The organism is Spirosoma oryzae (assembly GCF_003002825.1).
GTDB lineage: Bacteria > Bacteroidota > Bacteroidia > Cytophagales > Spirosomataceae > Spirosoma > Spirosoma oryzae.
In genome coordinates this window covers 279048-297183 of record NZ_PVTE01000002.1, presented here as the reverse complement: position 1 = coordinate 297183, position 18136 = coordinate 279048, and the positions used below count along the sequence as shown (strand labels likewise).

Genomic DNA, 18136 nt, shown 5'->3' with positions numbered 1-18136 from the left:
GATTGTAATAGTGCAGCCAAAACGTACGTGAAATCATAGTAACATGGAAGACCCAAAAGTGCCATTTTCCGACACCACCGCTCGCCGGGCTCAACTTATTGCCGCCACGGAGCGGTTCAAAACATCGATATCTGATAGCGTTGACGAGATTAAAGGTGATGCGTCCGAGGTCAGCAAAACCGTCGCGCTTGTTGCCGGCGTCAGTTTAGCCGTATATTTGGTAGTCAATGCGATCCTGCCAAAGTCGGCTGAATACCGTTTTGCTGAAAAATACGGGGAGCCGGATGAGGACGATTACGATGAATATGGTGAACTGGTCGTACCTGCCGGTAAGCGTAAGAGAGAGGCCCAGAAAACGGGAGCGCTCAGCGGTATGGTCAGTGGCTTGCTGACGACGGTGGTTACCAACATCGCTCGTCAACAACTAACCAGCTTCGTCGATCGAATTCGCCAGAACAATGCGCTTACCCCAACTGTAAAGCATTCGAGTGAACGTCAATACGGAACGAAGACACCCTACTAATATACTGACTACTCTACAAACGCGTAGAGCAGTCGGTCAAAAATCATTGGCCGTCCTGCTCGACCCTGATAAAGTCGAGCAGGACGGTTTGTCGGATCTATTGATTCGGACAATCGACCACCCGGTCGATCTTTTCTTGGTCGGCGGCAGTCTCGTCGTCGACTATGTACATCGCGAAGTCATCAACACCCTTCGCCGTCATCGCGACACCCCAATCGTCTTATTTCCGGGAAACCCGCTGCACATCGACCCGACGGCCGATGGCGTATTGCTATTATCGCTCATTTCCGGTCGGAATGCCGATTTTCTGATCGGTCAGCACGTAGTTGCAGCACCGATGTTGCGGAAAAGCGGTCTGGAAATTATGCCAACCGGTTACATGCTGGTCGACAGTGGCGCGCAAACGACTGTCTCCTACATCAGTGGGACGATGCCCATGCCTAGCAACAAGCCGGACGTCGCGGCCTGTACGGCTATGGCCGGCGAAATGCTGGGTATGAAGCTCATGTACCTGGATGCTGGTAGTGGCGCGCAGCGGCCCGTACCGACCGATATGATTGCGGCCGTCAACCGGGTAATCGACGTACCCCTGATTGTTGGCGGGGGAATCGATTCCGGCGAAAAAGCCCGTCAGGCGCTTAAGGCGGGGGCCGACATGCTGGTCGTCGGAAATGGTATCGAGCGCAACCCGGACTTGCTACCCGAATTATGCGCCGTTATGCAGGAAATCAACCAATCCGTATTGCAGGACTAATTTATGAACTGGTTTCGTACGACACTGTTGTGCGCTATGACGCTGACCGGCGTACTGGCGGCACAACCCGGACAGGCACAGACCCGGACGGGTAAAGTATACACGGTGGCAGAACGGGCTCCCGAATTTCCCGGTGGGAAGGCTGCGTTGAGCCGATATTTGGCCGCTAACATTCGCTATCCAAATTCACTGATCCGAAAGAATGTCACCACCGGTCCGGTTTCTGCCCGGTTTATCATCGATGAGACCGGACAGGTGTCGGATGTTCGGGTGCAGATAAAGCCACTTGGCGAAAAGAATCGGAAAGGCATGGAGGAATACATGGCTACGATCATCACAGCGGTGGAAAAGATGCCGCGCTGGCAGCCGGGTCTGGTCGATGACAAGCCCGTTCCCGTGTTCTACACGCTGCCGGTGGAGATCAGCATGAAGTAGGATAAGAAGAAAGACCACTGGAATCAAGAAGAAAGAGAAAAGAGGTAAGACGAAAGAGCGCTGGCGCAAACCAGTCTTTCATCTTACCTCTTTTCTCTTTCTTCCTAGCTATGCTATACATTCATCAGCGATTCACGCCGACGCATTTTGCCCGCTGGAATGCCAAACATCATCTTAAAGCGACGGCAGAAGTAAGCGGTATCTTTGTAGCCTACTTCGGCACCGATCGCTCGGATGCTCTTCTTGCTGGTACGCAGCAGACCGACGGCCGCTTCCATGCGCTGGTACTCGATATAGTCCTGCGGGTTGATACCTGTCAGCATCTTGAAGTACTGCCCTACGTAATCTTCCGACACGTTGGCTACGTTCGCTAACACTTTATTCGACAGGTCGCCACCAAGGTTGTCTTTGATGTAAGCGAAAATATCGATCAGACGCGGATCTTTGAAGTACGTGCTGTTTGTCACCAGTTGCTCAACGAACAGGTGATTCTTCAGGATGTAGCGCACGACTTCGATGACGATCTCTTCCGTTTTGATCTTGATGATCCGGCCCTTTCCGGCCAGATCGTTCATGTCTTCAGCCAGAATCTGGTCAATCGTGTTAGCCAGGCCTTCCTCGCGCTTGATGATGAACGGGGGAACGTCGAGTGAGTTGAAAAAATTGACCGAGTCGAATACTTTGGCTTCGAACGACACGAAACCGAACGAGTTGGGCAGGTGACCAATCAGGCGGGGATCGTGGTTGCCTTCCCAGTACGATTCGCGATGGGTCATGAACTCTTCGTTCGACACCACTTTCGGATTATTGGGATCGCCGTACGTGACTGTCACGTGCTTACCGCCGGGGATAAACAGCATGTCACCCACGTCGACCTTGATGCGCTCTTCACCGATCGATACTTCGCCATTGTAAAGAATCAGCAAGGTGTTCTCTACATCGTAGAAATTCTTGATCGTGATGGGCTGAAGGATACGAATGTTGCGAGCCTTGATGAATTTGACCCCCAGCGATTCGATAATTTTATTATAGTCTTCCATAGCCGAAGAAGTGTGTCCTAGAATTCGGTTGCGCTGTAAAGTTGCACAAATCTAATAATTTGTACAAAACTAATATAGCTATAAAAGTTTCAGGAAAAAATAAAAAAGGGTGCATATTCCTATTGAATACGCACCCCACCTGTAGAAAATACTATTTTGACCAGGAAAAAACTAGCGAATTAATTCACGGGCAATCACCAGTTTTTGGATTTCTGATGTACCCTCGTAGATCTGCGTGATTTTCGCATCCCGCATCAGCCGCTCTACGTGAAACTCTTTCACGTAGCCGTAGCCACCGTGAATTTGTACGGCTTCCGTAGTGGCCCACATGGCTACGTCAGACGCAAACAGCTTGGCCATCGCAGCCGCCTGTACAAAATCTTTGTGTTCGTCTTTGAGCCGGGCTGCTTTGTACACCAGCAATCGAGCCGCTTCGATCTTCGTTGCCATTTCGGCCAGCTTGAACTGAATTGCCTGATGATCGAAAATTTGCTTGCCGAATGCTTTTCGTTCCTGACTGTACTTCAGGGCTAGTTCGTACGCACCTGCCGCGATCCCCAGCGCCTGAGCTGCAATACCAATACGTCCGCCGTTGAGCGTAGCCATCGCAAAGCGGAAGCCGAATCCATCTTCCCCAACGCGGTTTTCCTTGGGCACTTTCACATCCGAGAATAGCAGCGAGTGCGTATCCGACGCGCGGATGCCCATCTTGTCTTCTTTCTTACCCACGACAAAACCGGGTGTCCCTTTCTCAACGATCAGGCAGTTGATACCCCGGTGTTTTTTCTCCCGATCGGTTTGGGCGATGACCAGACAGACATCCGACGAATTGCCGTTCGTAATCCAGTTTTTGGTGCCGTTGAGTAGGTAGTAGTCGCCCTTGTCTTCGGCCGTGGTAGCCTGCGATGTTGCGTCGGAACCGGCTTCCGGCTCCGACAGGCAGAAAGCCCCGAGCTGCTCGCCCGTTGCCAACCGGGTCAGGTACTGTTGTTTCTGCGCTTCGGTGCCGTACGCTTCCAGCCCGTAACAGACCAGCGAATTATTGACCGACATAATAACCGAGCACGACGCGTCGACTTTGGAAATTTCCTCCATCGCCAGCACGTACGAAACCGTGTCCAGCCCGCTACCGCCGTAGTCGGGTGATACCATCATACCGAGAAAGCCCAGTTCGCCCATGCGCTTGACCTGCTCCGCCGGAAAACGGGCTTCATTGTCGCGCTCGACGATGCCGGGGAGCAGTTCGGTCTGCGCAAAATCGCGGGCTGCTTCCTGCACGGCCCGGTGTTCTTCGGATAAGTTGAAATTGAGTCCCTGTAAGTCAAGCGTTGCCGTTGCCATCCTTTTTGATGATGAAGTGTGCTGCTGAATAATAGGGTAAAGGTAAGAAATAGTTGTAATAATAGTATGCAAGCATACTACTCGAACAGCAGCACGATTAGCTCAGCCACGCAAGATGGTTTGGTTTCGCCATCGACTTCAAATACACACTCGATGATGGCACGCGAACCGGGATGGTCGGGATCGTTGGCCGGTTGCGGTTCGACATGGTGGAGCCAGGCTTTCATGCGCAGCTGACTGCCAACCGGGACAGCGTTGGTAAACCGAATCTTATTCGCTCCATAGTTAATCGCCATCTTTACCGAGTCGACCGAATAGATCTCGGCCAACAGGCGAGGGGCCAGAGAAAGCGTCAGGAAACCGTGGGCGATAGCCGTCTGATAAGGCGATTCACGAGCCGCCCGGTCGGGGTCGGTGTGAATCCACTGATGATCGCCGGTGGCTTCGGCAAACTGATTGACCATCTCCTGTGTAATCGAGATGTACGACGTCTCACCCAGTGGTTGTCCGGCATGGGCCGTGAATTCGGCCAGATTGGCAAAGGATTGCATAGAGAAAAAAGGTTTTGTGTACCGTTGAGAATGAACGACCAGCCCGCTACGCGGTTTTTCCGCTATCGTAATCAGCAGTTGGCTTACCAGCGCATGGGAGCCGGTCCACGCATGGCGTTGGCGTTTCACGGCTTTGGGCAAACCAGTGGGGTGTACGCGCCATTGGCCGCTGCGCTTGGTAATGTATATACCATCTATGCTATTGATCTGTTTTTACACGGCGCTAGTAAACGAGCGGATTCGACTCATCTGGTAAACAAGGACTGGTGCGCCTGTATCGGTGCGTTTCTGGCCGAGCAGCAGATCGACCGGTTTACGGTGATGGGCTACAGCCTGGGTGGGCGCTTTGCGCTGGTGCTGGCGGAGTGCTTTGCATCGCGACTGGATGCGCTTGTGCTGATGGCACCCGACGGAATTCGGTTCAGTCGCTGGTATGGTCTGGCGACTCAGTCGACGGTTGGGCGCGCCCTGTTCGGGTTTGCCATGCGGCATCTGCCGGTACTACATCGAGTCGGACGAGGGCTGGTCGGCCTGCGGTTGCTTAGGCCGTCGCTGCTGCGGTTTGCTGAAGTATCGCTATCAACGGGCGAGCAGCGGCAACTCGTGTATGATGCGTGGACGCAGTTTCGGCGAATCAAGCCCGATTTGCTGCGTGTTGCCGATGAGTTGACGCGGCATAAAGTAGCAACCCGACTGATCGTAGGCAGTTACGACCAAATCGTGCCCGCCCGCTATCTGCTGCCGTTAACCCGTCTGCTTACTCAGTACACGTTGATACAACTGCCAACGGGCCATAACCGGTTGATCGATAAAAGTGCCGCTGTGTTAAACGTCTATTCCTGACCAGGGGGGCGGTGCTGTTTACTCTTTACTTAAGTGCCTTCTGTACAACCCGCCACAACCCTACTATGGATACCAGAATCAGGGCGACGATAACGATCTGTCCCCAGATGCCCTGCTGCGGATTTTCGAGTAGTGTGCGGATTTCGCGGGCTTCGTGACCGGTAAAGATGGCCAGGAGGGTGCGGGGGAGCATGCCCAGAAAGCCACCCAGCAGAATATTTTTCAGGCTAGCCCCCGATAGCGCAAACAGCAGGTTGGTCAACCCAAATGGGAGAATGGGCGACAGTTTGGCGAAGAAAATGACTTCCAGTTCTTTATCGCGGATACGGTCGAGTACCGACTGGGCCTTTGGCTGCCGATTCAGGAAGCGCAAAAATTGGTCGTGGTCGAGCCAACGGACGAGCAGGTTGATGAACAGGATACCGCCGAAATTGATGACGACAAGGGGAAAGACAGCTTCCCAACCCAGGAAATAGCCGAAAATCAACGCCAGAATGGTGGGAGGAGTCAACCCGGCGGATGTCACTGTACAGATAACCGTAATGAGAAGCCAGGCCCAGCCATCGAACGTATTGACAAGCGATTCGTAGGCAATGGCATAATAAGTCAGTACCGACGTAAAAACGATCGGTAACACCGACAGAACGACGCCCATCAGGGCCGGTCCTGTAATTTTCTGTAGAATGGCTTTGTTCACTGTGTAGCTAAACCTGGAAAGGGGTATAGGAGTTTTCTACCTTTGCTTATGAACTTCGCGACAAAAGCCATCCATGCCGGTGTCGAGCCGGACCCAACGACGGGGGCTATCATGACCCCGATTTACCAGACGTCGACATTCGTGCAGGAGTCGCCGGGTAAACACAAGGGCTATGAATACGCCCGGACGCAGAACCCGACCCGTACGGCGCTGCAACACAACCTGGCTGCCCTTGAAAACGGCCGTCATGGGATTTGCTACGCATCCGGACTAGCTGCGACGGATGCAATCCTGAAATTATACCGGCCCGGCGACGAAATCGTCGTCAGCAGTGACCTTTACGGGGGCACTTACCGCATCATGACGCGTGTTTTCCAGGAGTTTGGGCTGCGGTTTCGCTTTGTCGACCTTGCCGACCCGGCACACCTGGAAGCAGCACTGACGACCGCCACCAAAATGGTCTGGATCGAAACGCCGACCAACCCACTCATGCGACTGGTCGATATTACCGCGATTGCGACGATTACCAAAGCGCGTGGTATTCAACTGGTGGTCGATAATACGTTTGCGTCGCCTTACCTGCAAACCCCGCTTGATCTGGGTGCCGATATCGTTGTGCACTCCGCTACAAAATACCTTGGCGGTCACTCCGATACGGTGATGGGCGCGATCATTCTGAACGACGACGAAACGGCACAAAAACTGGCGTTTATCCAGAATGCGTGCGGAGCGGTTCCTGGGCCGCAGGACTGTTTTCTGGTGCTGCGCGGCATAAAAACCCTGCACGTTCGGATGCAGCGGCACTGCGAGAATGCGCTGGCTGTCGCTCGGTATCTGAAGCAGCATCCCAAGGTCGCCCACGTTTATTATCCAGGCCTGAGCGATCATCCGGGGCACGACCTGGCCAAACGGCAAATGCGGGATTTTGGCGGTATGCTATCGTTTGAACTCAACGGTGACTCATTAGATGAGGCCGTTCGGGTTATGGAACGTATTCGGGTGTTTTCACTGGCTGAATCGCTGGGTGGGGTCGAGTCACTATGTACGCATCCGGCTAGTATGACGCATGCCAGTATTCCGAAAGAAGAGCGCTTGAAGAATGGGCTGCGCGACACGCTGATTCGGTTGAGCGTGGGGATCGAAGACAGTCAGGATTTGATCGCTGATCTGGAGCAGGCTATTGGCTAACAAAACGGCCATTCATGATACAAAACTATCAGTTTGTGGTACGAATGAAACGGTTTGTACAAAACGGGTGTAACCTAGTGACAGCTCATGCGTCTAACATCGCGTAACGCCACCAGGATGATATAGTCGGCATAAGAAGTGTACCAGTATACACGTCGGTAATAGCCCGATAATATGATCATATTCCTATGCGAACGTTACCGATGTGCAGTATATTTAGTCAGATACGCTGAAAATCACTATATTGTCCGCCGAGCTAGTCAATTAGTAAAGCCACCAGCTGTAATAATCCCATCCACTAATTCACCGTAACGATGATTTCGAAGAAAGCGAAGTATGCAATAAAGGCACTGAAGGTACTTACCGAAGAATACGGTAAAGGCCCCGTACTGATCTCATACATTTCAGCGCGGGAGAACATTCCGAAGAAGTTCTTGGAAGCCATCTTGCTTGAACTTCGCAATCACGGTATCCTGCAGAGCCAGAAAGGAAAAGGGGGCGGGTACCTGTTGCGCGTCGATCCGGGCCGGGTCAATCTGGCGCAGGTACTCCGCGTTATCGACGGACCTATCGCGCCGACCCCCTGCGTATCGTTTAATTTCTACGTTCGCTGTGACGACTGCACCGACGAGGTGACCTGCGCGCTGAAGCCAATCATGGAACAGGTACGCGATGCGAATCTGAGCGTTTACGAAAATACGACGCTGCTTAGCTTCGCGAGTAAACCAGCCGCCGAGACGACCGAAAGCAAAGATGGAGCGTCTGGCCATACAGTCGGGCAGTTCGAGGATTACGCAGCAGCGTAACCATCGTAGTCCACTAACAAGCAGACGGGGCCACTCTGAGAGTGGCCCCGTCTGCTTGTGTATACCAACCTTATTCACCCTGGGGCTGGTGTTCTTTCCGAAGCAGGTCGTTCACCGTCTTGACGGGGTTGAACGTAATCAGCGGTACCTCCACGAAAATCGTGTTCCAGTCGGCCATCGCGCCGTTCCACAGGCCGGGGAGTTCCTGCGCCTTCAGGTCCTTACCGTCTTTCGATTTCGCCGTGATGAAGCCGGTGAGCGGGTCGCGGAAGTCGGGGAGGTTATATTTTTTGCCGTGACTGTCTTTAACGCCACAAACCAGATCGACGGGGTTGAAGTGGGTGGCTGTGTCGAAGATGGTTTTCTGCTCCTCGTCGGTCAGGTCGATTTGCGCTGACTCGACAACTTGCAGCGATACCGAACCGTCGGCATTGCGCGCCCAGAACGGACCACCACCCGGTTCACCTACGTTCTTCACCATGCCGCACACGCGTACCGGCCGATTCAGTTTACCACGCAGATAGTCCAATTTCTGCGCCTTCGTCCAGGAGTCGTAGGCGGCTGGAGGTTGCGTAAATAGCGTACGGCGAAGCAACTCGTCGGCTTCGGCAATGTAGCCATCGCTAACGTCGCTGGTGTCGAGTAGCGATTGCAGCCGGGTAATCTGCTGCTGCGCGTCGAGCAAGACGGCACCGATCACTTTCTTGTACGTAACGGTCTGCTCCTTGATCTCATCGGGCACAACGTTGTCGATGTTCTTGATGAAAATAATGTCAGCGTCGATGTCGTTCAGGTTCTCGATCAGCGCACCGTGGCCAGCCGGGCGGAATAGCAGTGACTCATCGGCGTTTCTGAACGGCGTGTTATCCATATTCACCGAGATCGTATCCGTCGCTTTTTTCTGCTCCGAGAACGAAACATCGAACGTCACGCCAAGCCAGGCTTCGTAATCGGCTTTGTTATCGGCAATCAGTTTTTCGAACCGGTCGCGGTGCTCGGGCGATACTGTGAAGTGAATCCGAACAACGCCGTTCGAGTTTGCGTAGGCCGCGCCTTCCACTAAGTGTTCTTCCACCGGCGTGCGAGGACCGTCGGCGTATTTGTGAAATTCGAGTAGCCCTTTCGGCAGGTTACCGTAGTCGAGACCGGGAGTGGCCAGCAAATAGCGCAACACCGTCGGACGATCGGTTGCGGCAGCGTCATCCAGGTCTTTCCCATCCGCCTTCATAGCCGCTTTCAGATCGTTGTAGAACGCGAAATCCGACAGCCGGGCGAAAAACTCGTCCACCGATTTATCGGACTTACCATCCAGCGCGGCAAACAGCGATTTAAACATGCGGGTGGCTGCGCCGGAAGCTGGTACAAACTTCACCAGGCTCCGTTCACCAGCAGCCTGATCGAACTGATGCAGATACTGGGTTAGCTTGTCTTCACTAACGCGGATAATGCCATCATCGACCGTTGCTGCCCGAATAACGTTGAGGTACGGGAAGCCGTCGACAAAATGCTGAATCTGCTGATTAATCTGGTCGAGGGGAATGCCCTGCTTGTCAATTTGGGCGTGGTCCTGTTGGGAAAAAGACATAACAATATACGGGAAAAATAGAAGGCTAAACCTGCGTGGCAAATTGCGGATTTCGGACACGCTACGCAAACGAATACTAAATAGCTTACTAGCCGGGTAATCTACTGCCAGCGCTTTTCAATTGCTTCCAGTGTCATGCCTTTGGTTTCAAAAACAAGGAAGCGCGTGAAGAGTAAACCGAACAGCACAACGCCGGTGTAAATCATGAAAATGCCGCCGTTGTTACCCAGCGACGTAGCCGCCATGATTGGAAACGTAAAGCTCACCCAGAAGTCGAAAAACCAGTGATAGAAGCTGCCCAGACTGGTAGCAAAGCCCCGAATGCGAAGTGGATACACCTCTGCTATCAACAGCCAGCCCATGGGGCCGAGGCTGATGGCAAAGAACATGATGTAAACGTACACGCCACCGACCGATAGCAATTTCAACAGATCGGGACTGATCGATTCACGGAAATAAAACGCGGCTGCGATGGTCGCCAGTGAAATCGCCGTGCCCGTCAGGCCGACGTACAGAATGGGCTTGCGCCCCCACTGATCGAGAAAGCGCACGGCAATGAGTGTACTGATCGTGTTGACAACGCCGACGCCCACTGTGGCCATGATCGAGGTCGTGCTGGAGCCGAAACCGGCCATGCCGAAAATGCGGGTCGAGTAATAGATGACGGCGTTGATACCCGAAAATTGCTGGATAAAGAAAATGCCGATACCGATCAGCAGGGGAATGCGCAGCCGGGCCGAAAACAGTTCGCGCCAGTCGACTTTGCGGTTGCTTTCGTCGCGTACCGTTTGCGCAATCTGATTCAGTTCCTGATCGACGGCGTCAGCTTCGTGCAGCCGGGCCAATACGGTACGCGCTTCTGCCGAACGCCCTTTGCTCAATAGCCAGCGTGGACTTTCCGGAACGAAAAACATACCGGCCAGCAGCAGAGCCGCCGGGATGAAGCCCGCCCAGAACATGAGTCGCCAGCTATTTTCGTAGTCGGCGAAGGCATAGCCACACAGATAGGAAATGAGAATGCCAAGCGTGATAGCCAACTGAAAGAAGGTTACCAGTCGACCCCGGATGTTGCTGGGTGCAATTTCGGCCAGATAGAGCGGTACGGAGAACGATACGATACCGATTGCCAGTCCCAGAAAAAGTCGACCGGCAATCAGCATACCCGGTGATGTTGCCAGGGCGGCAATGGCCGATCCAACGACGAAAATAACGGCCGCCAGAATGTTGATGCGCTTGCGCCCTAGCCCATCGGCCAGTCGACCGCTCAGCAATGATCCCGCCATACCGCCGGCCAGCACGGCCCCCACGACCCAGCCCTCGGCCGTTTCGGATAGGTTCCATTCCTGCTTGATAAAGGGGAGGGCAACGTTGATAACGCCCGTGTCGAAGCCAAACAACAGGCCACCCGTGGCCGCTATGGCCGCGATGACATAGGTAAGCAGGAGTTTCCTATCCATTGTAGTACGTAAAAAAGGTTCATAGGTTATACTGAGTGCGTCAGACGCCCGACAAATATAGTTGAATGACTGCCCGGCGCAAGCCCATGAACCGGCTTCCTACAACAGGGTAAAGGCGTCGGCGTCGAGATTGGCCGGGAAGGCCTGCCGGAACGCATTCAGCGTAGCGAGCGACAGGGTTTGCTGGTGCGCTACGGGATGATCGGCTTGCTGGAACAGCACTTCGCCTTTAAAGTTAATCAGGGCTGAATCGCCTGAATAAGCGTGTCCGTTCCCGTCGGTTCCCACACGGTTGACACCGGCAACGTAGCACAGGTTTTCGATGGCTCGTGCCTGTAGTAGTACGTTCCAGGCATGACGCCGAACGGCCGGCCAGTTGGCTACGTACAGCAGCAAATCGTACGCAAACGAGTCGTCGGTACCGCTTACGTTACGGCTGAATACCGGAAAGCGCAGGTCATAGCAGATGAGCGGACAGATGCGCCAGCCTTTCCACGTTTTAACGATACGCTGTTGACCAGCCGTATAAATGCCATCTTCGCCCGCCATCCGAAACAGATGACGCTTATCGTACACGTCGTACTGACCGTCGGGCTGCATCCAGATAAGCCGGTTGGCGTATTGCATTCCCGATGGTCCCTGCTCCCGTACCACATAACTGCCCGTCACGACGGCTCCCGTTTGTGCCGCCATTTGCCGGAGCCAGCGCAGAGTCGTCAGGTTGGCGGGCTCGGCTACGGCGGGGGCATCCATGGTAAATCCCGTCGTGAACATTTCGGGCAGCACGATCAGGTCGGTCGACTGGGGAAGTGCCGCGATTTGCTCCTCCAGCATCGCCCGGTTGGCAACTGGGTCATGCCAGTAGAGTTCAGTTTGCAGAAGGGTAATGTTCATAACCGGTCGTTTGCGTGACAATTACTGAGTCAGCAAAAGTAATCGTCTTAAACTGCATCCGGCCGATTGTCTTGACGATTCGTATATGCCAGCCTAAGCTGTATCCTGCTGTTAGCGACAAGGGGTAATAAACAACAGTAGAAACCAACCGCCTGAGGTTTATTTAGGCAACACATTACTTATTCCTAACAAACTCAATGTTTAGTCGACTCGCTGCTGCCTGCCTGATTGCCGGCTCGTCATTACTCAGTGCCTATGCGCAAACGCCGAATACGCTGTCGGCGCAGGAAAAGAAAGCGGGCTGGCAACTGCTGTTCGACGGGCGCGACCTGAAAGGCTGGCACCGTTACAATGGAAAAGGCACACCGGCCTCGTGGAAAGTGGAACAGGGCGCGCTGCACCTCGACGTACCCAAGACACCCCGCGTGGATTCGCCGGGCACTACATCCCGCGATCCTGGCGACATACTGACGGACACGCCAGTCGCCGGCGATTTTGCGTTTAAAGCTGATTTCAAGCTCGAACGCTACACCAATAGCGGTGTCTTTTTCTTCGTCCAGGAAAACGCTAAATATCCCAAAATCTTCGATACCGCGCTGGAAGTTCAGATCGGCGACGATGACCTGTATCAGCGCGACGTACAACTGCCGCACCCCCATAACTCGGGCGACTTGTTCGCCATCGCCGATGCGCGCATCAAAGAGCCGAAACCGCTCGGGGAATGGAATCAACTGGAGGTGACGATGCGGAAGAACAAGCTGGTCGTTATGGTCAATGGCTACACCGTGCAGGAACACGACCTGACCAGTGCCGACTGGAAACGGCGTGTGGCGGGAAGCAAACTAAGCAAAGCCCCGCTCGCCAGCGGTAAGTTCAACGGTCGTATCGGGTTGCAGGACTGGAACACCAGCGTCTGGTTTCGTAATATCAAGCTGCGGAACCTGTGATCCAGTAACGAACAAAGCGCCGGGTTTAAACCCGGCGCTTTGTTCGTTACTGCCTGCGGGATGTCTACTTTGGGAACTTCATCCGGTATTCGGCGTCTGTTTTGCCTTTTGTAATGTCGGACAGCTTTTTCTTGATGAGCTGACGACGGAGCGCCGGCAGGTAGTCGGTAAAAAGTTTGCCGTCGAGGTGGTCGTATTCGTGCTGAATGATGCGCGCAGCCATGCCGTCGAACTCTTCCTCGTGTTCGTTCCAGTCGGTATCGAAATAGCGGACAACCACAATTTCAGGCCGGAAAATTTCGCCACGAATGCCGGGAATACTCAGGCAACCTTCCTCGAAGCCCCAGTCGTCGCCCGCTTCCTCAATAATTTCCGGGTTGATGAACGTCTTTTTAAAGTCGATCAGCGATTGGTCGATGTCTTCGTCTTTTTCGCCTTCGTTGAACGGCTGCCCATCGACGACAAACATGCGGATGCTCTGCCCGATCTGCGGAGCGGCCAGACCAACGCCCGACGCTTTATACATGGTTTCGAACATGTCGTCGCTCAGCTTTTTCACGTCGACTGAGCCGGGTTCGATTTCTTTTGCCCGCTTCCGTAGTACCGGATCACCGTAGGCAATTATGGGGAGAATCATGGGTTACTGACTGATTTTCAAACTGATGGTTTACCGTCTGCTTTCCATATACGATTGCAGAATGATCGCGGCACTGACCTTGTCGATATTACCCTTGTCGCGCCGGTCTTTCTTCGTGCTACCGCCGGCAATCATGGCCTGTAAAGCCATTACCGACGTGAATCGCTCGTCGTGCCAGTGTACCGGAATGGCGGGTAAGGCCTTTTGTAGCAGCTCGACAAAGCGTCGGACGCGGGGGGTGTTGTCGGTATCCGTACCGTCGAGCCGCTTGGGTAAGCCGACAATAAAAGCCTCGACCGGCTCGCGTTCCACGTACGCTTTCAGGTACTGAAGCAACTGGTGCGACGGGACCGTCTCCAGCGCCGACGCGATCAGCTGAAGCGGATCGGTGACGGCAATACCGGTGCGTTTGGTGCCATAGTCGATAGCAAGGAGTCGGGCCATACGACGGCAAAGGTACGAAGGATCGCTTGGTTTTAAGTGCGTTGAGCGGCTTATTGGCTGGCCTGCTGCGCCTGCCAATGCCGCAGATCGGCGGGTGTATCGAGGTCGATGCCCGCCAATGGAAAGTGAATCCCCGTACTGTCGGACGCGTATTGCTGAATGAGCTTACGGGCACCCGTGTCACCGGTCAGGTTCAGAAATTCGCGCCGGTAGTGGTTGTCGAACAGGGCCGGTACCCCCAGAATCCCGTCGGGTTCGGCATAGCGGGACGCAATGATTCCCCGGCCAGTGCTTTGTCGGGTATCGATCAGTTGTTGCAACAGGTCGGCCGTCACGTAGGGTTGGTCGGTGAGCACGACCAGAAACGCTTCGGTCGATTCTGTATCCAGCGCGCGCAGGCCGGTCCGGAGCGACGAGGCCATGCCTTCCGCCCAAGTTGGGTTGACAACGGTCGTTATGGCTAGCCCGGTCAGTTCCTTCATGATTCGATCCTGATTGGCCCCCAGCACCACAACGACCGGCCCGGCCCGGAGCGCCAGCGCCTGCTGCGTCATGCGTCGAACTAGTGTTTCGCCGTTGCTTTGAATGAGCTGTTTGGGCTGACCCAGCCGGGATGATCCGCCGGCCGCCAGAATGATCGTTGCTATCGCCATAATGCGTGTTCCTACAGGAAGACCAACATAAACGGCAGACTGGAAGTTGTTCCAGGAGACAAAAAACGGATAGCATGGAACAGGAAGGACTCGATCATAAAGTAATTGGTATCGGCGTAATCGGCATGGGTGGCTTCGGGCTGTTCGCCGTTCAGCAATTTTTACAAACCCCCAACACGCGGCTGGTGGCCATCGCTGGCTCAAAACGGGAGGAAGCCATCGCAACCGCCAAGCGATTCGGTGCCGAACAATTGGCTACGCTGGAAGAACTGGTCAGCCATCCCGACGTGGATGTAATATACATTGCTACACCGCCCTTTCTGCACTATGAACAAAGCAAACTGGCGCTGAACTCTGGAAAGCACGTTATCTGCGAGAAGCCACTAGCCATGAACCCCGAGCAGGGACGGGAAATGCTGGAACTGGCCGCCAGCAAGGGATTACTGATGGTGACGAATCTCATGCAACGGTACAACCCTATGTTTGCCCGCGTTAAGCATCTGATCGACAAGAAGCTATTGGGTGAATTTCTGCACGGCTATTTCGAGAACTACGCGGGGGATGAAGGCTTATCGCCCGAACACTGGTTCTGGGATCGTAGTAAGTCGGGTGGTATTTTCATCGAGCACGGCGTTCACTTCTTTGATATGTTTGCCGGCTGGCTTGGTGAGGGGAAGGTCATAGCCTCACAAATCGTCAAACGACCTGACAGCCAGGATATAGAAGATCAGGTGCAGGCAACGGTGGAATACGGCGATGAGGAGACCGGTAAAAAGCTGGTTAACTTCTACCACGGCTTCACGCAGACCGGCCGAATGGATCGGCAGGAGATGCGCCTGCTATTCGAACGGGGCGACATCACCCTCCACGAATGGGTACCAACCCGATTGGTTATGCGCTGCGTTGCCGACGAAGAAACCACCCGGGCGCTGATGGATTTATTCCCCGGCGCACAACTCAATGTTACGGCCAATATTGGTGGTGACGACCGGACGTTGAAAGGACGCCATAAAACCTTCGAGGCTTACCAGCAGATCGAATTGAAGTTCGGCTTCGGCGATGAGAAGCAGCACATTTACAGCGAACTATTGCGGCTGATGTTCCGCGATCAGGCTACGGCGATACACTATCCCAACACGCACCGGATCGTTTCTGAACACAACGGACTTGAGTCACTGATTACGGCGATGGAGGCTGATCGGATGGCGCGGTAACTATAGCAGTCGACCGGAATGGGTCAATTGGTAAAAAATTTTAAAAATATAGTAATTCAGGCACATGCTGTCTGGATAGTCGCTTATTTTTTTGCCAACTTTGCTGCCTAACATAACGCTGTACAAAACCGAATATGACTACGGAGTCTCTGGTACTCAACGGTTCCGACGGGCAGGTAGCTGGCTATCCGCCCGCAGGGGGGCCAATTCAGTCGGCCATCACTTACGAAAAAATTCCGACCCACATTTACGCTGACGCTAAAAACGCCAGCCGGGCCGTAGCGCACGAAATCGCCGAGTTGATCCGGTCGAAGCAGCGCGAAGGAAAGATGGCGGTGCTGGGTTTGGCTACGGGTTCATCGCCCAAGACCGTTTACGCCGAGCTGGTCCGGATGCATCGCGAGGAAGGCTTGAGCTTCCAGAACGTCATTTCGTTCAACCTGGACGAATATTACCCGATGGAGCCTAACGCCGTGCAGAGCTACTGGCGCTTCATGCGGGAACAACTCTTCGACCACGTAGATATCCCGGCGGGTAATTATTACGTGCCGGATGGTACGGTTCGTCCGGAGGAAGTAGCCGAGTTCGCGAAGCAGTACGAAGCGAAGATCGACGCGGCCGGTGGACTGGATTTTCAGTTGCTGGGTATCGGTGGTAACGGTCACATCGGTTTCAACGAGCCGGGTTCGCTGATCAATTCGCACACTCGCCTGATGATGCTTGACAACTCAACACGGGCTGCTGCATCGAGCGACTTTGGTGGACTGGCGAAGACACCCCGTAAAGCCATTACGATGGGAGTTGCCAGTATCCTGAGTGCGCGTCGGGTGGTGCTGATGGCCTGGGGTGAGCGGAAATCGCCCGTTATTCAGGAAGCACTGGAAGGCGTCGTGACGGAACACAATCCGGCTTCATACCTGCAAACCCACCCCAACGCACTATTCGTTATCGACGAAGCCGCTGCGTCGCAACTGACCCGGATGAAAGCGCCGTGGCTGGTTGACTCGGTGATGTGGGACAATAGCATGAAGAAGAAGGCCGTAACGTACCTGTCGCTGGCCCTCAATAAGCCGATACTCAAACTGACCGACCGCGATTACAACGACAACGGAATGAGCGATCTGCTGGCGCTGTCGGGTCAGGCTTATGACATTAACATCGACGTATTCAATCAGCTCCAGCACACGATTACGGGCTGGCCGGGTGGTAAACCCAATGCTGATGATACAAATCGTCCGGAACGGGCACAGCCGGCGCACAAGCGTTGTCTGATTTTCAGCCCGCACCCTGACGACGATATCATCTCGATGGGGGGGACGTTCCAGCGCCTAGTCGATCAGGGGCACGATGTACACGTGGCTTACCAGACGTCAGGTAACATCGCCGTTGCCGATGATGAAGCCCTTCGTTTCGCGGATTTCGTGGTCGACTTCAACGCCAAATTTGGTATCGACAGCCCCGAAGCGAACCGTATCTTCCAGGACGCGGCAACGTTCCTCCGTGACAAGAAAGATTCGGAAGTCGACACGGCCGAGGTTCGGTATGTCAAAGGATTGATTCGGATGGGTGAGGCCAAGGCAACCTGCCGCTTCGTTGGCATCCCTGCCGAGAATGCGCACTTCCTGAACATGCCGTTCTACGAAACGGGTACGGTCGCGAAGAAACCAATCGGTGAGGCCGACGTGCAGATTGTGATGGACCTGATCGAAGAGATCAAGCCGCACCAGATCTATGCCGCCGGTGACCTGGCCGATCCGCACGGTACGCACAAAGTCTGTCTGGATGCCGTGATGGAAGCCGTTCGTCGGTTGAAAGGCAAAGACTTTATGGAGGAGTGCTGGGTATGGTTGTACCGGGGTGCCTGGGCTGAGTGGGATATCCACGAAATCGAAATGGCCGTGCCGATGTCGCCCGACCAGGTGATGAAGAAGCGGTTGGGTATCTTCAAGCACCAGTCGCAAAAAGACGGCGTCGTGTATCAGGGCACTGATTCGCGCGAGTTCTGGCAACGGGCCGAGGAGCGGAACCGGGGTACGGCTGCGCTGTACAACCGCCTGGGTCTAGCCGAATACGAAGCAATGGAAGCCTACGTGCGCTGGAAATACTAGGTTGACACAGACCTAAAAG

General features: G+C 54.2%; 19 protein-coding genes. 9 read left to right on the top strand and 10 right to left on the bottom strand.

The window, feature by feature from the left end:
* Positions 1-43 precede the first annotated feature (43 nt).
* The 3 genes from CLV58_RS03480 to CLV58_RS03470 are packed head-to-tail and all read left to right on the top strand — an operon-like array spanning position 44 to position 1712.
* Complete coding sequence (locus CLV58_RS03480) at positions 44-523, top strand: hypothetical protein (protein ID WP_106136379.1); 480 nt, start codon at positions 44-46, stop codon at positions 521-523.
* A 4-nt stretch (positions 524-527) separates the two neighbouring features.
* Entirely contained in the window at positions 528-1277 is a 750-nt protein-coding gene (locus CLV58_RS03475) for a phosphoglycerol geranylgeranyltransferase (RefSeq protein WP_106136459.1), read from the top strand.
* 3 nt (positions 1278-1280) lie between these two features.
* Entirely contained in the window at positions 1281-1712 is a 432-nt protein-coding gene (locus tag CLV58_RS03470) for an energy transducer TonB (RefSeq protein WP_106136378.1), read from the top strand.
* Positions 1713-1825: 113 nt separating this feature from the next.
* Here the strand turns inward: CLV58_RS03470 and CLV58_RS03465 are convergent, their stop codons facing one another.
* The 3 genes from CLV58_RS03465 to CLV58_RS03455 form a co-directional block, all read right to left on the bottom strand.
* A complete protein-coding gene (locus tag CLV58_RS03465) occupies positions 1826-2752 on the bottom strand; it encodes an AraC family transcriptional regulator (protein ID WP_106136377.1) in 927 nt (308 codons plus the stop codon).
* A 171-nt stretch (positions 2753-2923) separates the two neighbouring features.
* Positions 2924-4093, bottom strand: a complete 1170-nt coding sequence (locus CLV58_RS03460; protein WP_106136376.1) for an acyl-CoA dehydrogenase — start codon at positions 4091-4093, stop codon at positions 2924-2926.
* A gap of 77 nt (positions 4094-4170) precedes the next feature.
* On the bottom strand, positions 4171-4644 hold the full coding sequence (locus CLV58_RS03455; RefSeq protein ID WP_106136375.1) for a MaoC family dehydratase: 474 nt from the start codon (positions 4642-4644) through the stop codon (positions 4171-4173).
* 30 nt (positions 4645-4674) lie between these two features.
* On the opposite strand from CLV58_RS03455, the gene CLV58_RS03450 reads away from it, so the two are divergent.
* Positions 4675-5487: an alpha/beta fold hydrolase gene (locus CLV58_RS03450; RefSeq protein ID WP_106136374.1), complete on the top strand. Its 813-nt coding sequence runs from the start codon at positions 4675-4677 to the stop codon at positions 5485-5487.
* A gap of 25 nt (positions 5488-5512) precedes the next feature.
* Here the strand turns inward: CLV58_RS03450 and CLV58_RS03445 are convergent, their stop codons facing one another.
* Positions 5513-6184, bottom strand: coding sequence for a TVP38/TMEM64 family protein (locus tag CLV58_RS03445; RefSeq protein ID WP_106136373.1), 672 nt, complete (start codon positions 6182-6184; stop codon positions 5513-5515).
* A gap of 48 nt (positions 6185-6232) precedes the next feature.
* Between CLV58_RS03445 and CLV58_RS03440 the strand changes: the two genes are divergently transcribed.
* Together CLV58_RS03440 and CLV58_RS03435 are read left to right on the top strand one after the other, a co-directional pair.
* The gene (locus CLV58_RS03440) at positions 6233-7372 is read left to right on the top strand and encodes a cystathionine gamma-synthase (RefSeq protein ID WP_106136372.1); all 1140 of its coding nucleotides are present in this window, start codon (positions 6233-6235) and stop codon (positions 7370-7372) included.
* Positions 7373-7686: 314 nt separating this feature from the next.
* A complete protein-coding gene (locus tag CLV58_RS03435) occupies positions 7687-8178 on the top strand; it encodes an RrF2 family transcriptional regulator (RefSeq protein ID WP_245882190.1) in 492 nt (163 codons plus the stop codon).
* Positions 8179-8248: 70 nt separating this feature from the next.
* Here the strand turns inward: CLV58_RS03435 and CLV58_RS03430 are convergent, their stop codons facing one another.
* From CLV58_RS03430 to CLV58_RS03420, 3 genes are all read right to left on the bottom strand, one after another.
* The gene (locus tag CLV58_RS03430; RefSeq protein ID WP_106136371.1) at positions 8249-9763 is read right to left on the bottom strand and encodes a DUF4301 family protein; all 1515 of its coding nucleotides are present in this window, start codon (positions 9761-9763) and stop codon (positions 8249-8251) included.
* Positions 9764-9864: 101 nt separating this feature from the next.
* Positions 9865-11220 carry a sugar porter family MFS transporter gene (locus CLV58_RS03425; RefSeq protein ID WP_106136370.1) on the bottom strand — a complete coding sequence of 452 codons (1356 nt, stop codon included), beginning with the start codon at positions 11218-11220 and terminating at the stop codon, positions 9865-9867.
* Positions 11221-11319: 99 nt separating this feature from the next.
* Positions 11320-12114 (bottom strand): amidohydrolase, encoded by a 795-nt coding sequence (locus CLV58_RS03420; RefSeq protein WP_106136369.1) that lies wholly within the window; start codon positions 12112-12114, stop codon positions 11320-11322.
* Between the two features lie 197 nt (positions 12115-12311).
* On the opposite strand from CLV58_RS03420, the gene CLV58_RS03415 reads away from it, so the two are divergent.
* Positions 12312-13061: a 3-keto-disaccharide hydrolase gene (locus tag CLV58_RS03415; protein WP_106136368.1), complete on the top strand. Its 750-nt coding sequence runs from the start codon at positions 12312-12314 to the stop codon at positions 13059-13061.
* A gap of 64 nt (positions 13062-13125) precedes the next feature.
* Here CLV58_RS03415 and def read toward each other — a convergent pair whose 3' ends face one another.
* The 3 genes from def to CLV58_RS03400 are packed head-to-tail and all read right to left on the bottom strand — an operon-like array spanning position 13126 to position 14795.
* Positions 13126-13698: a peptide deformylase gene (gene def, locus CLV58_RS03410; protein WP_106136367.1), complete on the bottom strand. Its 573-nt coding sequence runs from the start codon at positions 13696-13698 to the stop codon at positions 13126-13128.
* Between the two features lie 30 nt (positions 13699-13728).
* Positions 13729-14142, bottom strand: coding sequence for a Holliday junction resolvase RuvX (gene ruvX, locus CLV58_RS03405; protein ID WP_106136366.1), 414 nt, complete (start codon positions 14140-14142; stop codon positions 13729-13731).
* Positions 14143-14192: 50 nt separating this feature from the next.
* Positions 14193-14795 carry a nucleotidyltransferase family protein gene (locus CLV58_RS03400; protein ID WP_106136365.1) on the bottom strand — a complete coding sequence of 201 codons (603 nt, stop codon included), beginning with the start codon at positions 14793-14795 and terminating at the stop codon, positions 14193-14195.
* 74 nt (positions 14796-14869) lie between these two features.
* On the opposite strand from CLV58_RS03400, the gene CLV58_RS03395 reads away from it, so the two are divergent.
* Positions 14870-16009, top strand: a complete 1140-nt coding sequence (locus CLV58_RS03395; protein WP_106136364.1) for a Gfo/Idh/MocA family protein — start codon at positions 14870-14872, stop codon at positions 16007-16009.
* A gap of 134 nt (positions 16010-16143) precedes the next feature.
* Complete coding sequence (locus CLV58_RS03390) at positions 16144-18117, top strand: glucosamine-6-phosphate deaminase (RefSeq protein WP_106136363.1); 1974 nt, start codon at positions 16144-16146, stop codon at positions 18115-18117.
* Positions 18118-18136: the final 19 nt, after the last annotated feature.

Bases quoted from the DNA above. Each gene is read 5' to 3' on its own strand.
- CLV58_RS03395 (WP_106136364.1), top strand. From the start codon at position 14,870: ATGGAACAGGAAGGACTCGATCATAAAGTAATTGGTATCGGCGTAATC.
- CLV58_RS03450 (WP_106136374.1), top strand. From the start codon at position 4,675: ATGAACGACCAGCCCGCTACGCGGTTTTTCCGCTATCGTAATCAGCAG.
- CLV58_RS03425 (WP_106136370.1), bottom strand. From the start codon at position 11,220: ATGGATAGGAAACTCCTGCTTACCTATGTCATCGCGGCCATAGCGGCC.
- CLV58_RS03455 (WP_106136375.1), bottom strand. From the start codon at position 4,644: ATGCAATCCTTTGCCAATCTGGCCGAATTCACGGCCCATGCCGGACAA.
- CLV58_RS03465 (WP_106136377.1), bottom strand. From the start codon at position 2,752: ATGGAAGACTATAATAAAATTATCGAATCGCTGGGGGTCAAATTCATC.
- CLV58_RS03430 (WP_106136371.1), bottom strand. From the start codon at position 9,763: ATGTCTTTTTCCCAACAGGACCACGCCCAAATTGACAAGCAGGGCATT.
- CLV58_RS03400 (WP_106136365.1), bottom strand. From the start codon at position 14,795: ATGGCGATAGCAACGATCATTCTGGCGGCCGGCGGATCATCCCGGCTG.
- CLV58_RS03470 (WP_106136378.1), top strand. From the start codon at position 1,281: ATGAACTGGTTTCGTACGACACTGTTGTGCGCTATGACGCTGACCGGC.
- CLV58_RS03460 (WP_106136376.1), bottom strand. From the start codon at position 4,093: ATGGCAACGGCAACGCTTGACTTACAGGGACTCAATTTCAACTTATCC.
- CLV58_RS03415 (WP_106136368.1), top strand. From the start codon at position 12,312: ATGTTTAGTCGACTCGCTGCTGCCTGCCTGATTGCCGGCTCGTCATTA.
- def (WP_106136367.1), bottom strand. From the start codon at position 13,698: ATGATTCTCCCCATAATTGCCTACGGTGATCCGGTACTACGGAAGCGG.
- CLV58_RS03435 (WP_245882190.1), top strand. From the start codon at position 7,687: ATGATTTCGAAGAAAGCGAAGTATGCAATAAAGGCACTGAAGGTACTT.
- CLV58_RS03390 (WP_106136363.1), top strand. From the start codon at position 16,144: ATGACTACGGAGTCTCTGGTACTCAACGGTTCCGACGGGCAGGTAGCT.
- ruvX (WP_106136366.1), bottom strand. From the start codon at position 14,142: ATGGCCCGACTCCTTGCTATCGACTATGGCACCAAACGCACCGGTATT.
- CLV58_RS03440 (WP_106136372.1), top strand. From the start codon at position 6,233: ATGAACTTCGCGACAAAAGCCATCCATGCCGGTGTCGAGCCGGACCCA.
- CLV58_RS03480 (WP_106136379.1), top strand. From the start codon at position 44: ATGGAAGACCCAAAAGTGCCATTTTCCGACACCACCGCTCGCCGGGCT.
- CLV58_RS03420 (WP_106136369.1), bottom strand. From the start codon at position 12,114: ATGAACATTACCCTTCTGCAAACTGAACTCTACTGGCATGACCCAGTT.